Source organism: Pantoea sp. A4, assembly GCF_000295955.2.
Lineage (GTDB): Bacteria > Pseudomonadota > Gammaproteobacteria > Enterobacterales > Enterobacteriaceae > Pantoea > Pantoea multigeneris.
Map to the genome: position 1 here is coordinate 23,733 of NZ_ALXE01000068.1, position 15,948 is coordinate 39,680.

The 15,948-nt window shown below is 48.7% G+C and carries 12 protein-coding genes; 7 read left to right on the plus strand and 5 right to left on the minus strand.

Annotated elements, in window-relative coordinates; translation table 11 throughout:
- The first annotated feature begins 24 nt into the window (after nt 1-24).
- Nucleotides 25-5,619 (plus strand): hypothetical protein, encoded by a 5,595-nt coding sequence (locus tag B880_RS0123150; protein WP_017349839.1) that lies wholly within the window; start codon nt 25-27, stop codon nt 5,617-5,619.
- Nucleotides 5,620-5,800: 181 nt separating this feature from the next.
- Here B880_RS0123150 and uspB read toward each other — a convergent pair whose 3' ends face one another.
- Nucleotides 5,801-6,136 (minus strand): universal stress protein UspB, encoded by a 336-nt coding sequence (gene uspB, locus B880_RS0123155; RefSeq protein ID WP_017349840.1) that lies wholly within the window; start codon nt 6,134-6,136, stop codon nt 5,801-5,803.
- Nucleotides 6,137-6,490: 354 nt separating this feature from the next.
- Here uspB and uspA point away from each other — a divergent pair, with 354 nt between their 5' ends.
- Nucleotides 6,491-6,928, plus strand: a complete 438-nt coding sequence (gene uspA / locus B880_RS0123160; protein ID WP_017349841.1) for a universal stress protein UspA — start codon at nt 6,491-6,493, stop codon at nt 6,926-6,928.
- Between the two features lie 33 nt (nt 6,929-6,961).
- Here uspA and rsmJ read toward each other — a convergent pair whose 3' ends face one another.
- Together rsmJ and prlC are read right to left on the minus strand one after the other, a co-directional pair.
- Nucleotides 6,962-7,711 (minus strand): 16S rRNA (guanine(1516)-N(2))-methyltransferase RsmJ, encoded by a 750-nt coding sequence (gene rsmJ, locus B880_RS0123165; protein ID WP_017349842.1) that lies wholly within the window; start codon nt 7,709-7,711, stop codon nt 6,962-6,964.
- Nucleotides 7,708-9,762: an oligopeptidase A gene (gene prlC / locus B880_RS0123170; RefSeq protein WP_017349843.1), complete on the minus strand. Its 2,055-nt coding sequence runs from the start codon at nt 9,760-9,762 to the stop codon at nt 7,708-7,710. The genes rsmJ and prlC overlap by 4 nt, the downstream gene beginning before the upstream one ends.
- A gap of 340 nt (nt 9,763-10,102) precedes the next feature.
- On the opposite strand from prlC, the gene B880_RS0123175 reads away from it, so the two are divergent.
- From B880_RS0123175 to B880_RS0123185, 3 genes are all read left to right on the plus strand, one after another.
- Nucleotides 10,103-10,558 carry an STM2901 family protein gene (locus B880_RS0123175; RefSeq protein WP_017349844.1) on the plus strand — a complete coding sequence of 152 codons (456 nt, stop codon included), beginning with the start codon at nt 10,103-10,105 and terminating at the stop codon, nt 10,556-10,558.
- Nucleotides 10,555-10,866 carry a DUF1493 family protein gene (locus tag B880_RS0123180; RefSeq protein ID WP_017349845.1) on the plus strand — a complete coding sequence of 104 codons (312 nt, stop codon included), beginning with the start codon at nt 10,555-10,557 and terminating at the stop codon, nt 10,864-10,866. Before B880_RS0123175 ends, B880_RS0123180 begins: the two co-directional genes overlap by 4 nt.
- Before the next feature lie 206 nt (nt 10,867-11,072).
- Complete coding sequence (locus B880_RS0123185; RefSeq protein WP_017349846.1) at nt 11,073-11,915, plus strand: 23S rRNA (adenine(2030)-N(6))-methyltransferase RlmJ; 843 nt, start codon at nt 11,073-11,075, stop codon at nt 11,913-11,915.
- A gap of 88 nt (nt 11,916-12,003) precedes the next feature.
- Here the strand turns inward: B880_RS0123185 and rnz are convergent, their stop codons facing one another.
- The gene (gene rnz / locus B880_RS0123190) at nt 12,004-12,915 is read right to left on the minus strand and encodes a ribonuclease Z (protein WP_017349847.1); all 912 of its coding nucleotides are present in this window, start codon (nt 12,913-12,915) and stop codon (nt 12,004-12,006) included.
- Nucleotides 12,916-13,041: 126 nt separating this feature from the next.
- On the opposite strand from rnz, the gene gorA reads away from it, so the two are divergent.
- Nucleotides 13,042-14,394, plus strand: a complete 1,353-nt coding sequence (gene gorA / locus B880_RS0123195; RefSeq protein ID WP_017349848.1) for a glutathione-disulfide reductase — start codon at nt 13,042-13,044, stop codon at nt 14,392-14,394.
- A 93-nt stretch (nt 14,395-14,487) separates the two neighbouring features.
- Here the strand turns inward: gorA and B880_RS0123200 are convergent, their stop codons facing one another.
- Nucleotides 14,488-15,387, minus strand: coding sequence for a LysR substrate-binding domain-containing protein (locus B880_RS0123200; protein ID WP_017349849.1), 900 nt, complete (start codon nt 15,385-15,387; stop codon nt 14,488-14,490).
- A 98-nt stretch (nt 15,388-15,485) separates the two neighbouring features.
- Between B880_RS0123200 and B880_RS0123205 the strand changes: the two genes are divergently transcribed.
- Complete coding sequence (locus tag B880_RS0123205; protein ID WP_017349850.1) at nt 15,486-15,878, plus strand: carboxymuconolactone decarboxylase family protein; 393 nt, start codon at nt 15,486-15,488, stop codon at nt 15,876-15,878.
- Nucleotides 15,879-15,948: the final 70 nt, after the last annotated feature.

Below are 15,948 nucleotides of genomic sequence, written 5' to 3' on the forward strand. Positions count from 1 at the left end.
TCATCGGTGAGGAGTGGTTTTTTCATGTCAAACGAGACGCGTTTTGCCCAGCACCACCAAGCTGACCATTTGAATAATACGCCCATTGATGCAGAGGGGGATCTTGAATCTTTGCGTCAGGCGGCACTGATACCGCTCTTCAGAGACCGCGGGGCGTCAACGATTGATCCCCCTTCAGAGGCAGCTTCCGGCCAAATCCAGCAAGATGAACCTTCCAGGGTTATGGATCATCTGCTACGCAACACCTATAGCCAAATGGTAGCCAGCATCCCCGGCAGGGCGATCGGTTTTGCCGCACAAACCATGGGAGCGCCTGTCTTTTATTTCCAGGCAGCAAAAATTGCTGGCCAGCTAGCGCTGGAACTTTTCCGTGCGTTTCGTCAAAGCCCAGGTTGGGTTGGCGTTTTGCTGAATTCGATGAATGCACTTGAGGCAGCACTGGCCTCAACCGCTATGGCCGCTTTATCGACCCCCACTGCGCAGGTACTGCTTCCCTATATCGCAGAATTTATGCTGGGCCATTTGCCCGCAACCATTGCTGAATCGGTTGCGATGATTGGGTGTGGGGCATTAAGTGGGATCAGCATGATGCCAGGCTTAGGGTCAGCCGGGTTTATTTTCTTACTGGCCCTCCTTGCCGCTTATTGTTACAGACATCGGCAGTTGCCTCCGCCTGAATCACTTCTGGGGAAAATCATTACCCGCGTACCCAATTTCTCCGCAGCAGCCAGTTCTGTGCTAAGCACGTTGAGCCTGCTTGCCCCACCGCGGGTAGGTTTGCAAAATCTTCTGTCAGGCGACTCAGTCATCGGCGAAAGCTCTACCGATTCTGATAATTTACAGGCTTCAGAGAACCCATCAGCTAGTCTGCCTTATCCAACGCCCGGTGAAAGGGTCAATCCAGTATCACTACCCGTTCCGCCACGAAATATCTCAGAACCGACCATCAGGCTGGGTTCACACGCCATCAGCCAGGATGTCACCACCTGGACATCACTCAATATTGCCGAGGGTGAAGCTGAAAGAGAAATCACCCGATTTAGCCACAGTAATAATGCAACACAACACAGCCATGAGAGCTGGAACGAAACAGCGGCTCAGGGCAAAGAACGTCTGGGTCGATTGACACAGCCTGGCACTTCTCCTCGCGAGAATCCCTTACTGGGTGCTTCAGCTAAACCGCCCCATAACAGCGTTGTTGGACCTGATGTCACCACCACCTTCCATCAACTGATTGATGAAGAACAGCCATTCCGTGGGGTGTATGTTGAGTTGGCAAATTTTGATCTTTCCATTGAACAATTAGCCCGACCGGAGAGTGATGTTAAAACGTCTCGCGCAACGCTTCCCTGGCTAGCCCGCTACACAATATTCGTGTCAGATCCGGCAGGCGAGGCGGTAACGGAGGTGCAGCGATATACTGATGTTCTTAACGCCGAGCAATATCAAAAGTTAGCGCTAACTCTGAACGCCCCAGTGCAAGATGTAGCCGCTATCTCAGTCTTAACGGATGGCTCAGATAACTTACCAGGGCTCAGAGCTGCACTGAATACTTTAGCGTCCCATGGAGACACGCAACGCTCTTCATTTGGAAATAAAATTAGCATTGTAGATATTGGTGAGAAAAAACATATTTCATCTGCTGGAAGCACTCACCCTGATAAAATCCCCACAGATAATATTTACAATAACGCTATCACCTCGGTGAAGTTATTAGCATCCGCAGCGACGGGAATAATTAATAAAAACCTCTCGGTTATATTAACATTTTTGACGTTAATTGATAACGCAATGACTAAACCTGCGCCTCAGGATGATTCTTATAAGGAAGAAAACGATGATTTTTCTGCTGAACTCATTGCATCTGATGAAAACACACTCAATCCTGATAGCGCTATTGATATACTTTTCAAGTATGAAAAATATTCACAAGCAACCGTAAAAATACTTAGAGAAATAGCTTATCAGGAAACTACAAAACATCTGAACATAGCAACTGTAAACTCTTCTGAGTTTCTTATTGACGTTGATAAAAAAATCTACAATGAAATTGTAGCCCAAAGAGGGAGAGAAAACCATACCATTGTAAATGAATTGATAGATGCATCAGAGCACCTTCACTCGATGCTGAGTAAAGATGATTCGGTGTATACTCTGGCTTATCTTTCTTCTTTATCTGGCACCATGAGCATACGCCCGCATCGATATGGAATCAGACAAACAGCGATTATAAAAAAGAGCATCGAAAATTTAGACATGCACAGGATAACCAACGCAATTAAAGAGTATGAAAGAAATTATAACAATCCAAATCATGTGTATAAAAAAGAAAACCTTGATCTGATAAAAAAAATTGAAACGATATATTCTTCAAATCTTAATGAAGTGCAAATCCAAAACATGATGACATATTATGACAGTGCGATAAATAGAGTAATTTATGACACCGGAATTTACTATGGTTCTGATAAAAAATCTAAAATAACAAAACACCTTGAATACATACTCATTTATAGAAATATGTTAGAACAGCTCGACAATGGGATTAAAATAAAAAAACCTCAGTATTTACGCCAAAGATATGACATCTCTGACAAGAACGAGATTCTTTATAACGAAACAAAAGCACAGAATGCATTTAAAGCGGAGATCGACGATTCATCTCCTCTTTTTACGAGGGAACACACGTATGCAAGGGGTGCAGAGATTCATAAAGAGGAATACAATAAATTTGACCCTGCCAGACCAGTTATTGTGAGCCTTGAGGAAGAAAAAGTACGTCTCGAGAAAGAAATAACAACAAAATATGAACATGCAGAATATGCTATACAATCAGAAATGGATGAAAAAACCATCGTCCAACGTATCAATAGTGTAATTTCTTATCAGTTCGCACTTTATTGCGTTGAAAAAGATATCGAAATACAAAAAGAATTTGATGTTAACAGAGAAAAAACAAAGTCAGTTGAACTTGAAGCCATACCCGATGGATTTTACCAGCTAAAAGCAGCAAAAGCTTATGCTGTGCAAAGAATCCTTGGAACAGAAAGCAATGAAAAATTAACATATCTGGATGATAAAATCGTTGAATTTGATCATTACCCAAAGGATGGGGATAAATACTTTGAATTAAATATTGCTGTTGCAAATATATTGCAGCAGCATAACAACAAAAAGGAAAACTTGTTTTATCGCGACGCTTTAAAATACTACAAGTCATTTAAAGAAGGTCTTATTGAAGAACAGAAAAGGGTTAGTGAATATCATTCGCTATACGATATGAAAAATAGCACGGTGTTCACTGATTCTGATGCCGGCATAGCTGAAAACCTTATCACTAACAGCGTATCTAATGCATATCTCGCTTCCAATGCGTCTGGTGCAGATATCGTTAAAACAGTATTTTTCCCGCTATCAATTTTAATTGGTAAACTAAACACTTCCGGAAATCATGGTGAAGGGTTGATAAAATATTACAAACAGTTTTCAGATTATTTAGAAAATGATATTGATAAAGAAAAAGATGCTATGGCTGATGAGGTTTTAGATAACGCAAATATAGATACCAACATGATATACAAGAGGGCTACATTTCATTCTTCTTATAAGGTAGAGATTCATAACCACAGGTTTCAACCTGTTGCTTTTGCTCCTCATATGTTTGATAAACCCATTGGTTCGGTGAGTTTCTTTAGCACTTCGGATGGAGTTAACTATATTTTCAGCACTATACATGGCCAAAATATCATTAAGAGAGACATCCGTGAGGTCAATGGCAAGAGAATGCATGGTTTCTATAAAAATTTATTATGGCAAGCTAATGGTGCACTAAGTATTACAGAAATGGATGATTTGATCGGCTATCTCTGGAATGGTAAGCCTCCCTTTAAAAAAGCGACACGGGGAGAAGAATCAGGAAAATACCTACATGATGAATATCTAATAAAAACATACGATATCTCAGAAAAAAGTATCTCAGTAAAAAACCTTGTTATGTCTTTAATAAAACTTAGTCTGCAAGAGAACCTGAAAATAATTAAGGAGAGCAAAAGAGTTAAAAAATGGTGGGAACACCTGTGTTCAATGATTCCTTTTTTTGACGTCATTCAAAGAAGCATGGTTGATGAGGGCTATAATTTTGAACTGGAGGACGTTATTCTTGATGCGATAGAACTAGGTTTTACAATTTTGAGCTTTGGGATAAGTGCAGCAGTGACAATCCCCGCAACATCCCTGAAGGTGCTTAATAGAGTTTATAAGACGGCTAAAGCTAGTGGCATAACGGGTAAAGCCATGAGGAATATCATGCGTAAAGCCATAACCAAAGAACTCCTAAAATTCACAGGTAATATTGCAAAATCTGCGGCAAAACATGTCGAATCTTTGGTTTTACCTTTGTCGCCATCAGACATAGTCAGTAAAAAATTGAAAACGATTTCTCTACCTAAAAAACTCATTTTAGAGCCTAACTCGCCCATCAATCAAAATAAAATTTTTAACGCCGCTGATTATCATGGTATTGAAAAGAAGTTGATACCCCAAGATCTTAGAGGAAAAACACTGAAGAATACGCTTAATCCTAATCTTTCTCAATGGGATGGCGGTCGTATGATTAGTCAAAAAATCGATCAAAACAACGCAGTAGGTAGGAGTATTATAAATTTCGAAGAGGATTTTATAAAAGACACAATAATGGTAAGAAGCAATGGAGCTCATAACCAACAGGGTGGCTTCGTTTCTTTAGGTCAGAGACATGCGATTCATCTGCAAGATAGTGATCTAATAAATGCCTATAAAGCTCTTAGCGAAAGCACGAAAGATACTATTGATATGTTTAAAAAAATAGAAGGTAAAATATCTTCTTCTCGCCAGGACGTAGTGGATTTTTTAAAAAATGACCTGCAGATTAGCGATGCCAGCGCTAAAAAATTGCTGAAAGATTTTGAAGACAAATTAACCCCGACATCAGGCATTGTACAATACACTGATGATGTAAATCTTGAAAATGTATGGTTAGCTGACACCGAAAATTACGCCGGGCTATCTCACCCCGGAGATCCTATGAAACGTATAGCCATAGGTTATAGCTCATTATTTGAGCCCAGAAACAAAAGAGTTTTCGCGCACGAAGCCAGCCATTATGGAGCTAATACCGATGATATTCTTTACCATGCCCCTATCGACCCCATAAAAAAATACAGCGACATTCGAGGTAATATTTATGATTCCATAACTAAAAGACCTTTTCCTGAAGACATGGGGAAGCATTTAAAAATACTCACTGACTCTGACTCACAGCTCGAAAACTTAAACAAAATAGAGAAAAATCTTGTCTCAAGCGTTATAACGAATGCCAATGGAAAAAAAACATTAGATGCCAAACAATTTGATATAGAAATGGACGATCTTTTGACTAAAAGAAATGATAAATCATTAGCTTGGGAACAAAGAATAGATGCTGATAAAAAGTTACAATCAGTCAAGCAGACAGTGGCTGATGTATTTTTAAGTGATGAGAAAAATCTTATTTACCTGTTCGATAAAAACGCTGACTCTTTCGCTTTATTATCCCAGGCAATGATGCATCGTTTTTTCCCTGGTCATAAAACTATAGAGTGAAATGCTTCTTCGACCATCTCAGAAGAAACTTTCCTCCGGAAATAGTGTAAAAAGTGAAAAGAAAAACCTTTTCTGGTTGAGAAAAACCTTCTCATGAGATAATGCATCTACTGATGTATATGTCCAGACAAATGACAGCCAGATAAATTTTCCCGCAGGCCATTTACATGGCCTGCTTTTTTTAATGCCAGATAATCAATCCCACCAGACTTACCACCACTAACCCGCACAGTGAACTGGTCAGAATAAACTGCCCACGCACCCGCTGGCAGCGGCGGATGAACTCATCGTCGTGGTGATCAAGATAACGCCGCGCCCAAATGTAGCGCACCAGCCGTACCTGCTTGCTGGGTTGACCGTGCGAAGTGAAAAACCCTGCGCCATCCACGTACTGGTACAGCAACGGATCGCAGCCGCGCAGCACCGCCAGCAGCGCTCGCAACGAAGAGAAATACCGCGCCATATTCACCAGACAAACCACACACAACGCCCAAAAGAGCGCGATAGTGCTGATCATGTTTACCTCCCGGCTGCGCTGTGCTCATCGCCAGACATCAGTGTTGTCGTTGTTATTGTGACCTGGACCGGCCAGAAACCCTGCCAGCTATTTTTAGTGTAGGAGAAACGAGAAAATTTTTTCCAGCGATGTTTAGCGTTTCACGCAACAGAGGCGCGACCTTTTTTGATCTACCTCACAGGCAAGCTGGGTTCTACAGGATTTTTAACACAACGGTCTATAATCAAGGTATAACAATAAGCTGCCGTTACCTGAGGCAACGCCCTGATGGCACAGCTTTATAACGGATGGCACCATCATTGACACGGCAGGCGCGTGGGTTGCCATCATGAATCTCGAGGAAGGAGTAATATCATGGCTTATAAACACATCCTGATTGCAGTCGATCTCTCTCCGGAAAGCCAGCTGTTGGTAGACAAGGCAGTTTCTCTGGCACGCCCTTACGATGCCAAAATTTCGTTGATTCACGTGGACGTAAACTATTCCGATCTCTACACCGGCCTGATTGACGTCAACTTAGGTGACATGCAAAAACGCATCTCCGAAGAGACACACAGCGCGCTGAAGAGCCTCTCTTCCAATGCCGGCTATCCGGTGACAGAAACCCTGAGCGGCAGTGGCGATCTTGGTCAGGTGCTGGTTGATGCCATCAAAAAATATGAAGTGGATTTGGTCGTGTGCGGTCACCATCAGGACTTCTGGAGCAAACTGATGTCCTCTGCACGCCAGCTGATCAATACCGTGCACATCGATATGTTGATTGTGCCGCTGCGCGACGAAGAAGACGAATAGTGAACCGGGCGGCGTAAAAGCCGCCCGTTTTATTTACGCCAGCGGCGGATAGATATCAAACCGATGACTTTTAGTCGTTACCGCATCCTGGGTGACGACGCCAGCTAACGGCTCTGCATAATCAGGCCGCTTCACCACAATGCGTTTTTTAGCCAGTCTGCGTGCCGGTTCCAGCAGCGCATCAGCATCATCATCAGCCCCTACCAGCGACTGAAACACACGCATCTCTTTCTTCACTAACGCACTTTTCTGCTTGTGCGGATACATCGGATCGAGATAAACCACGTCCGGCTGCGGTGTGATTTCGCTCAACGCCACCTGGCTGGCAACATGCAGCAGCGTCAGCCGCTCGCGCAGCCAGCCGCCGATCTCAGCATCCTGATATCCGCGCTGCAAGCCATCGTCCAGTAGCGCAGCCACCACCGGATGGCGTTCCAGCATGCGTACCCGACAACCTAATGCCGCCAGTACAAAGGCATCGCGTCCGAGTCCTGCGGTCGCATCCACCACATCCGGCAGATAGCCGCCTTTGATGCCCACGGCTTTTGCTACTGCCTCACCACGACCGCCGCCAAAGCGCCGACGGTGCGCCATCGCGCCAGAAACGAAGTCGACAAAGATCCCGCCGAGCTTCGGTTCATCCCGCTTGCGCAGTTCCAGATGCGTAGCGGTCAGCACCAGCGCCATCGGGTGAGTCTCATCCTGCTCTAAGCCCCAGCGCTGTGCTAAAGCCAGTAAGGCACCGTCTCCGGTGCCTGTTTCATCAACTAAACCAATTTTCACGCGGACGCTTCTTCCCGGATACCGTAGTGATCCAGCATCGCATCCAGCTGTGGTTCACGGCCACGGAAGCGTTTGAACAGCTCCATTGGCGCTTCAGAACCGCCACGCGTCAGAATGTTGTCGAGGAAAGACTGACCGGTTTCGCGGTTGAAAATTCCCTCTTCTTCAAAGCGTGAGTAAGCATCTGCGGCCAGCACGTCGGCCCACAGGTAGCTGTAGTAACCGGCGGCGTAGCCACCCGCAAACACGTGGCTGAAGGCGTGCGGGAAGCGACCCCACGACGGGCTTGGCACCACAGCCACCAGGCTTTTCACTTCACGCAGGGTTTCAAGGATTTGCGCCCCTTTTTCCGGGTTGAATTCGGTGTGCAGACGGAAATCAAACAGGCCGAACTCCAGCTGACGCAGGATAAACAGCGCCGCCTGGTAGTTTTTCGCCGCCAGCATTTTATCCAGCATCTCTTTTGGCAGAGGCTCGCCGGTTTCGTAGTGGCCAGAAATAAACGCCAGCGCTTCCGGCTCCCAGCACCAGTTTTCCATAAACTGGCTTGGCAGTTCGACGGCATCCCACGGTACCCCGCTGATACCAGAAACCCCAGCCGCTTCGATACGCGTCAGCATATGGTGCAAGCCGTGGCCGAATTCGTGGAACAGCGTGGTCACTTCATCATGGGTGAACAGCGCGGGCTTGCCCTGCACGGGACGGTTGAAGTTACAGGTGAGGTAGGCCACCGGTTTTTGCAGTGAACCATCCGCTTTACGCATCTGACCCACGCAGTCATCCATCCATGCCCCGCCACGTTTGTGCTCGCGCGCGTACAGATCAAGGTAGAAGCTGCCGCGCAGCTCACCGCTTTCATCAAACAGATCGAAGAAGCGCACATCTGGATGGTAGACATCCACATCTTTACGCTCTTGCGCGGTGATGCCGTAAATGCGTTTTACTACTTCAAACAAACCGCTGACGGCACGCGCTTCCGGGAAGTACGGGCGCAGCTGCTCATCGCTGATGGTATACAGGTGCTGTTTCTGTTTTTCACCGTAGTAGGTCAAATCCCACGGCTGTAGCTCGCTGGCACCGAACTCTTTCTGTGCAAACGCACGCAGGCGAGCCAGCTCTTTTTCACCCTGCGGACGCGCGCGGGTCGCCAGGTCATTGAGAAAGTCCAGCACCTGCTGCGGATTTTCCGCCATTTTGGTGGCTAAAGATTTGTGGGCGAAGGAGTCGAAGCCCAGCAGCTGAGCCAGCTCGTGACGCAGTGCCAGCTCCTCTTCCATGATCGGGCCATTGTCCCATTTACCGGCATTCGGGCCTTGATCTGAAGCGCGGGTGGAATAAGCGCGGTACAGCTCTTCTCGCAGTGCTGCGTTATCGCAGTAGGTCATGACTGGCAGGTAGCTTGGGATATCCAGCGTCAGCAGCCAGCCCTGTTGCTCTTTAGCTTCCGCCTGGGCTTTGGCCGCCGCCAGTGCGCTTTCCGGCAGACCAGACAGCTCACTTTCATCGGTGATCAGCTTGCTCCAGCCCATGGTCGCATCCAGCACGTTGTTGCTGTAGGCCGAGCCTAATTCCGACAGACGTGCAGCAATTTCACCGTAGCGCTGTTGCTTCTCTTTGCTCAGGCCGATACCGGAAAGCTCGAAGTCGCGCAGTGCGTTATCAACGGCTTTCTTCTGGGCGATATCCAGCCCGGCATACTGCTCGCCCTCTTTCAGGTCACGATAGGCCTGATACAGCCCTTCATGCTGGCCAACCCAGGTGCTGTACTCAGACAGCAGCGGCAGCGTCTGCTCGTAGGCTTCACGCAGTTCCGGGCTGTTTTTAACGGAATTCAGGTGGCTTACCGGAGAGAAAACGCGACCCAGATGGTCGTCCACTTCCGCCAGCGGCTGAACCAGGTTATCCCAGCTATACGGTGCGCCCTGCGCAACCACTTTTTCTACCTCAGCACGGCACTGCGCCAGTAACTCAGTAACCGCAGGGACGACATGTTCAGGTTTGATGGCAGAGAAAGGTGGCAGGGTAAAAGGCGTGAGTAACGGATTGGTCATAGCGCTGTCCTTGTATCGAAGTATGGGGCGCGGGGTCCGCGCAACGCAATTCCACTAACATGCGGCTAAGTGTAGTGAAAATCAATGGCAGCAGGGGTGTTAGAGGTGCGGAATGAGGTACCCCCACGATTAGTGAGCTGCGCAAAAATTTGATGATTACAAAATTGTGATCTCTGATTACATTTAAGTAACACTTCATTGATTTTAATCAAACGCCAGTCATTACAAGATTAATCAGGCTTGAAATGATAATAACATCAAGTTACTAATGCTGTGTTTGCAAATAGCATCACTAATTAACCTGGCAAATATTATAATTTAACCATTAAAGGATATAGATATGGATACGGTAGAAGAACTTAATGGAACTTATTTTTTTGATGGAATGCATAACTTAGATAAAATAGAATTATTATTTTGGGTTTTTATAGATGAGGCTGACAAACAACTTGGAGGTGTAAAGGATATTTTTGCACTGGCCTCTATTATAGGTGGATTGCCATTGATACCTGTAAGAGGAAAAATAGATGCTCGTAATGCTACAAAAGGAACCAGTTTTTTGTCATTAGCGGCTCGAACCCTTATAAAAGGAAGATTTAGAGAAAAAAAACTCACTCTGACATGGAATAACATGATCAAAGGAAAACCTACCTATACTAAAAATATAGGTGCTTTTGTTGGACGATGGGTTCCTTTTTTGGGAGTCGCAATAACTGCATATGATGTTACCATGATCACAACCAATGCTATTCGCCGTTATAACTTGATTGTCAAAAAGGTGGACAGAATACAATGAATAAATCCAATGAAATTATGCATCTCATCCAACAACATTTTTGGGAAATGTCTGAAGAGACCTCGCTGAATCTTGGCAACGAGCCGGTATTGCCGGAGGATGCAGAAGCTTTTTTTGTCGAGTTTTTTCAACGGTTCGCAGTAGATGCTGAGAATTTTGACTTCAGCCGCTATTTTCCTAATCCAGGCATTCGATTTTTACCCAATCGCATTCTGCCGGACTACCTGAAAACCCAACATCAGCCCGCGCAAAATCTGACGGTGAAAATGATTGTTGCCTCTGGCATCGCCGGAAAATGGCTCTACTGATCGGCCCAAAAGTCCTGAAGCCGCGTTGGAGATTACCCCGCATCTGTACGCCATCCCTGATATAATCCTCCGCCACAATCGGTTCTCATGCTTTTTCCTGCCATATCGCTGTGCGATAGCCTGTGGGGTAATCCGTGGGGTAATTTTTGTGCAAAAATTGACTAAAAATCAATTAAATTACTTTATATTCAACAGGATAAGACAGAATGCTTAGTTATCGCCACAGCTTTCACGCTGGCAACCACGCCGATGTGCTGAAACACACCGTTCAGAGCCTGATTATTGAATCGCTGAAAGAGAAAGAGAAACCGTTCTTCTATCTCGATACCCATGCGGGCGCGGGTCGCTATCAGCTGAGCGGCGAACACGCCGAACGTACCGGAGAGTATCTCGAAGGGATTGGTCGTATCTGGCAGCAGCCGGACGCACCTGAGCTGCTGGCACCGTGGCTTTCCGCAGTGAAATCGCTGAACCACAGCGGCAACCTGCGCTACTACCCAGGCTCACCGCTGATTGCCCGCCACCTGCTGCGTGAAGACGACAAGCTGCAACTGACTGAACTGCACTCCAGCGACTATCCGCTACTGCGCAATGAATTCAGCAAAGATGCACGCGCACGCGTAGAGCGTGCTGATGGCTATCAGCAGCTGAAATCAAAACTGCCACCGCCCTCGCGCCGTGGTCTGATCCTGATTGACCCGCCGTACGAAATGAAAAGCGACTATCAGGCCGTGGTGAAAGGGATTCAGGAAGGCTACAAACGCTTTAATACCGGCATTTTCGCACTGTGGTATCCGGTTGTGATGCGCCAGCAGATCAAACATATGCTGCGCGATCTGGAAGCCACCGGCATCCGTCGTATCCTGCAAATCGAGCTGGCGGTTCGCCCAGACAGCGATCAGCGCGGTATGACTGCCTCCGGCATGATTGTGATCAACCCACCGTGGAAGCTCGAGCAACAAATGCGTGAGCTGCTGCCGTGGCTGCACAAGACTTTGGTGCCAAACGGCAACGGCCACACCAAAGTAGAGTGGATTGTGCCAGAGTAAGACCTGAATCTGCGACGTGGATAGCGTGGTGCATTACGGCAGTGGTTGATTTACACAAACATAACCGGGAGCCTGTGCTCCCGGTTTTTCAAAACTCAAATACGGCAAAATCCTGCGCCAGTTCTGTGGCGGGAAACACCGCCTGGCACTCGGCCAACAGACGTTCTTTATCTTTCGCGATATAGCGTGAGCTGAAATGGGTCGCAATCAAGCGCTTCACCCCTGCCTGTTGAGCAACGCGTGCCGCCTGCACGGTGGTGGAGTGCCCGCGTCCGTTGGCTTTCTCCTCCATTGCCGCTTCCAGCGTGGTTTCATGCACCATCAGGTCCGCGCCCGCCGCCATCGAGAGCGCCGCTTCACAGGGCGCAGTATCACCAAACAGCGCCAGCACTTTGCCTTTGGTGGAGGGGCCAAGGTAGTCCGCCCCGTTGATCACCCGCCCGTCTGGCAGCGTCACGGTTTTTCCCGCTTTTAAATCCTGGAACCACACGCCACGCGGTACGCCTTCTGCCTTCAGCCGTGCCGCATCCAGAAAGCCCGGCTTGTCATATTGCTCAACCCGATAGCCATAGCACTCCACCACATGGTTCATCGGCCAGGCAGTCACGCGAAACTCGCCGTCATCCACAATCAATCCGGCTTCAATCTCGACGATTTCAAACGGAAAGGTGACAAATGAGCTGCTCAGCGTCAGGGCGGTTTCAATAAAGGCGCGAATGCCTTTTGGCCCATACACGGTTAACGGCTCCGGGATTGAAGCCATCGAACGGCTGGTGAGCAAGCCTGGCAGGCCAAAGATATGGTCACCGTGCAGGTGGGTAATAAAGATCTTCTGTAGCCGGCCTGGCTTGAGCGCGCTACGCATAAACTGATGCTGGGTGGCTTCACCACAGTCAAACATCCAGCTATCACCCCGTTCGTTGCGGGTCAGCGCGATGGCGGTTACGTTACGTTGCAGGCTTGGCGCCCCTGCGCCAGTGCCGAGAAATGTCAGTTGCATGCTATGCTTCCCTTTTAGCGGAAAGTAAATGTAAACCTCTTCCAGCTATAGGTGCAATCTTTGTGCTGGCCGCTGCGGCGGCGTTAAACTCTGTTCCACTCCCTCTATTAACTGAACGGACACACCATGACCCGACATTACGATTACCTCGCCATCGGCGGCGGCAGTGGCGGCATTGCTTCAATTAACCGTGCGGCGATGTATGGCCAGAAATGCGCCCTGATTGAAGCGAAAGAGCTGGGCGGCACCTGCGTTAACGTTGGCTGTGTGCCGAAGAAAGTGATGTGGCACGCGGCCCAGATTGCCGAAGCTATCCATCTGTATGGCCCGGATTATGGCTTTGATACCACCGTAAATCATTTTGACTGGCAGCGTCTGGTGGCCAATCGTAGCGCCTATATTGACCGCATCCACACCTCTTACGACAACGTACTGGGCAAGAACAAGGTGGATGTCATTAAAGGCTTTGCCCGCTTTGTGGATGCACATTCGGTTGAGGTTAACGGTGAAATTATTACCGCGAATCACATTCTGATCGCCACCGGTGGCCGCCCGGTTCAGCCTGATCTGCCAGGGGCAGAATTCGGCATTGATTCCGATGGCTTCTTCGAGCTGGATGCACTGCCAAAACGTGTGGCAGTCGTCGGCGCAGGTTATATCGCCGTTGAACTGGCTGGCGTCGTTAACGCGCTAGGCGCAGAAACGCACCTGTATGTACGTAAACATGCGCCGCTGCGCAGCTTCGATCCCCTGCTGAGTGAAACGCTGGTTGAGGTGATGAACACCGAAGGCCCAACCCTGCACACCCATGCCACGCCAAAAGCCGTGGTGAAGAATGCAGATGGCAGCCTGACCCTACAGCTGGAAAATGGCGATGAGCAAACGGTAGATTGCCTGGTATGGGCGATTGGTCGTGAGCCCGCCACCGACAATCTGAACATTACCGCCGCAGGCGTAGCGCTCAATGACAAAGGCTACATTCAGGTAGATAAGTTCCAGAATACCAACGTGTCTGGCGTGTATGCCGTGGGTGATAACACCGGCGCCGTTGAATTAACGCCGGTTGCCGTTGCCGCAGGCCGCCGCCTCTCTGAGCGCCTGTTTAACAACAAGCCGGATGAACACCTCGACTACCGCAATGTCGCCACCGTGGTCTTCAGCCACCCGCCGATTGGCACCGTAGGCTTAACCGAGCCCGAAGCGCGTGAGCAGTATGGCGACGACCAGGTGAAAGTGTATAAATCGGCCTTTACTGCGATGTATACCGCTGTGACCCAGCACCGCCAGCCGTGCCGCATGAAGCTGGTGTGCGTTGGCCCGGAAGAGAAGATTGTCGGTATCCACGGCATTGGCTACGGCATGGATGAGATGCTGCAAGGCTTTGCGGTGGCGTTAAAAATGGGCGCGACGAAAAAAGATTTCGATAACACCGTGGCGATCCACCCCACCGGTGCGGAAGAGTTTGTGACCATGCGTTAAGCCCCCTTTCACGCTTTGCGACCTGCCTAAACTGGCCCAACCGGGCCAGTTTTTTCTCTCAATAGTGCTGTTCGCCCTCCACTACAATGGCGGTTAAAGCTGGAACCCTGCCTGCATCTGCTCCAGCAAAAAGGCCACCAGCAGGCGGATTTTAGGTAACTGCTGCCGGTCGGCAAAGGTGAGAATATGCACCGGCATGGCGGGTGGCGTGCAGTCCGGGAGTAGTACTCTCAGCTTGCCTGCCTGAACGTCCTCAGCCAGCAGGACTTCCGGCTGCATAATAATCCCCAACCCCTTCAATGCAGCCTGGCGTAAGGCCTCGCCATTATTGATTGCCATGACCAGATTCACCGGCACTTTAACCGCCCGACCGTGCTGTTCAAATCCCCACTCATGGCCCGCACTGGGATGGGCGAACCCCAGGCAACGATGCTGCTGCAATTCATGGGGTGAGGCCGGAACACCGGCACGCTCCAGATAAGCCGGTGACGCGCACACCAGCGAGCGATACACCGGTAATGGCCGTGCGACCAGCGAGTTCATCTGCTCCAGAGGGCCGATATGAATGCGCACATCAATGCCTTCATCCGCCATATCCAGCACCCGGTCACTTAACACTAAATCCACCGTAACCTCGGGCCACTGCGTCAGGAACTGTGCCAACAGGGGCGTGAGCACGTGTACGCCTAAGGAGACCGGACAAGCCACCTTAAGGTGGCCTCGCGCTGACTGTTGCAGGTTCAACGCCGCTGACTCTGCATCGTCAATATCCGCCAGAATTTGGCGACAACGTTGATAATACTCCTGACCAAATGCCGTAAGACTTTGGCGGCGCGTGGTGCGATTGAGCAAACGCGTGCCGAGATGCTGCTCCAGCCCCTTAATATGCAAACCTATCATCGTTCCACTCAGGCGCAGTGTTTCTGCCGCCGCCGTAAAACTGCCCTGCTCGACCACCCGGACGAACACGCTCATGCTCTGTAATTTATCCATGATTACCTAGTGTGGCTTGTAGATGATGCAAACAAAACGGCGTTTATCCATTCAGCGTTTTCAATTTAAATCAGGCTTCACCTTTTGAGGAGCCAAAAATGATTTCAAATCCTGAACTACGTCAGCGCGGGATGGCGCTGTTTAACGCCCTGTATGGCAGCGGAGCCGGTCAGGCGCTGGAAGAGGATATGGCCGGGTTATGCCCTGATTTCACCGACATCTCTATTGAGTGGGCGATGGGCGGGATCTTGTCGCGGAGTGGTTTAGACCACCTGACGCGGGAGTTGGTGGTGATCGCTTCCTGCGTCACGCTCGGCCACACCGTGCCGCAACTGCGCGCACATACGCAGGCCGCGCTGAATGCCGGTGCCACGCGTGAGCAAATCATTGAAACCATCCTGCAACTGCTGTTCTACGCGGGCGGAGCCGCTGTACGGAACGCGCTGGTGAATGTGCGCGATCTGCTTAACCCCGCAGAAACCACAAAGTAGGATGTAAATTTGATGAACATATGATCTAAATAAAATCATATGTTAAATCGTAGTCAACGCCAGGTTAAGA

Coding starts and splice junctions, on each gene's coding strand:
- prlC (WP_017349843.1), bottom strand. CDS start 9,762: ATGACCAATCCGTTACTCACGCCTTTTACCCTGCCACCTTTCTCTGCC.
- B880_RS0123205 (WP_017349850.1), top strand. CDS start 15,486: ATGATTTCAAATCCTGAACTACGTCAGCGCGGGATGGCGCTGTTTAAC.
- B880_RS0123175 (WP_017349844.1), top strand. CDS start 10,103: ATGGATACGGTAGAAGAACTTAATGGAACTTATTTTTTTGATGGAATG.
- B880_RS0123200 (WP_017349849.1), bottom strand. CDS start 15,387: ATGGATAAATTACAGAGCATGAGCGTGTTCGTCCGGGTGGTCGAGCAG.
- gorA (WP_017349848.1), top strand. CDS start 13,042: ATGACCCGACATTACGATTACCTCGCCATCGGCGGCGGCAGTGGCGGC.
- B880_RS0123180 (WP_017349845.1), top strand. CDS start 10,555: ATGAATAAATCCAATGAAATTATGCATCTCATCCAACAACATTTTTGG.
- rnz (WP_017349847.1), bottom strand. CDS start 12,915: ATGCAACTGACATTTCTCGGCACTGGCGCAGGGGCGCCAAGCCTGCAA.
- B880_RS0123185 (WP_017349846.1), top strand. CDS start 11,073: ATGCTTAGTTATCGCCACAGCTTTCACGCTGGCAACCACGCCGATGTG.
- uspB (WP_017349840.1), bottom strand. CDS start 6,136: ATGATCAGCACTATCGCGCTCTTTTGGGCGTTGTGTGTGGTTTGTCTG.
- B880_RS0123150 (WP_017349839.1), top strand. CDS start 25: ATGTCAAACGAGACGCGTTTTGCCCAGCACCACCAAGCTGACCATTTG.
- uspA (WP_017349841.1), top strand. CDS start 6,491: ATGGCTTATAAACACATCCTGATTGCAGTCGATCTCTCTCCGGAAAGC.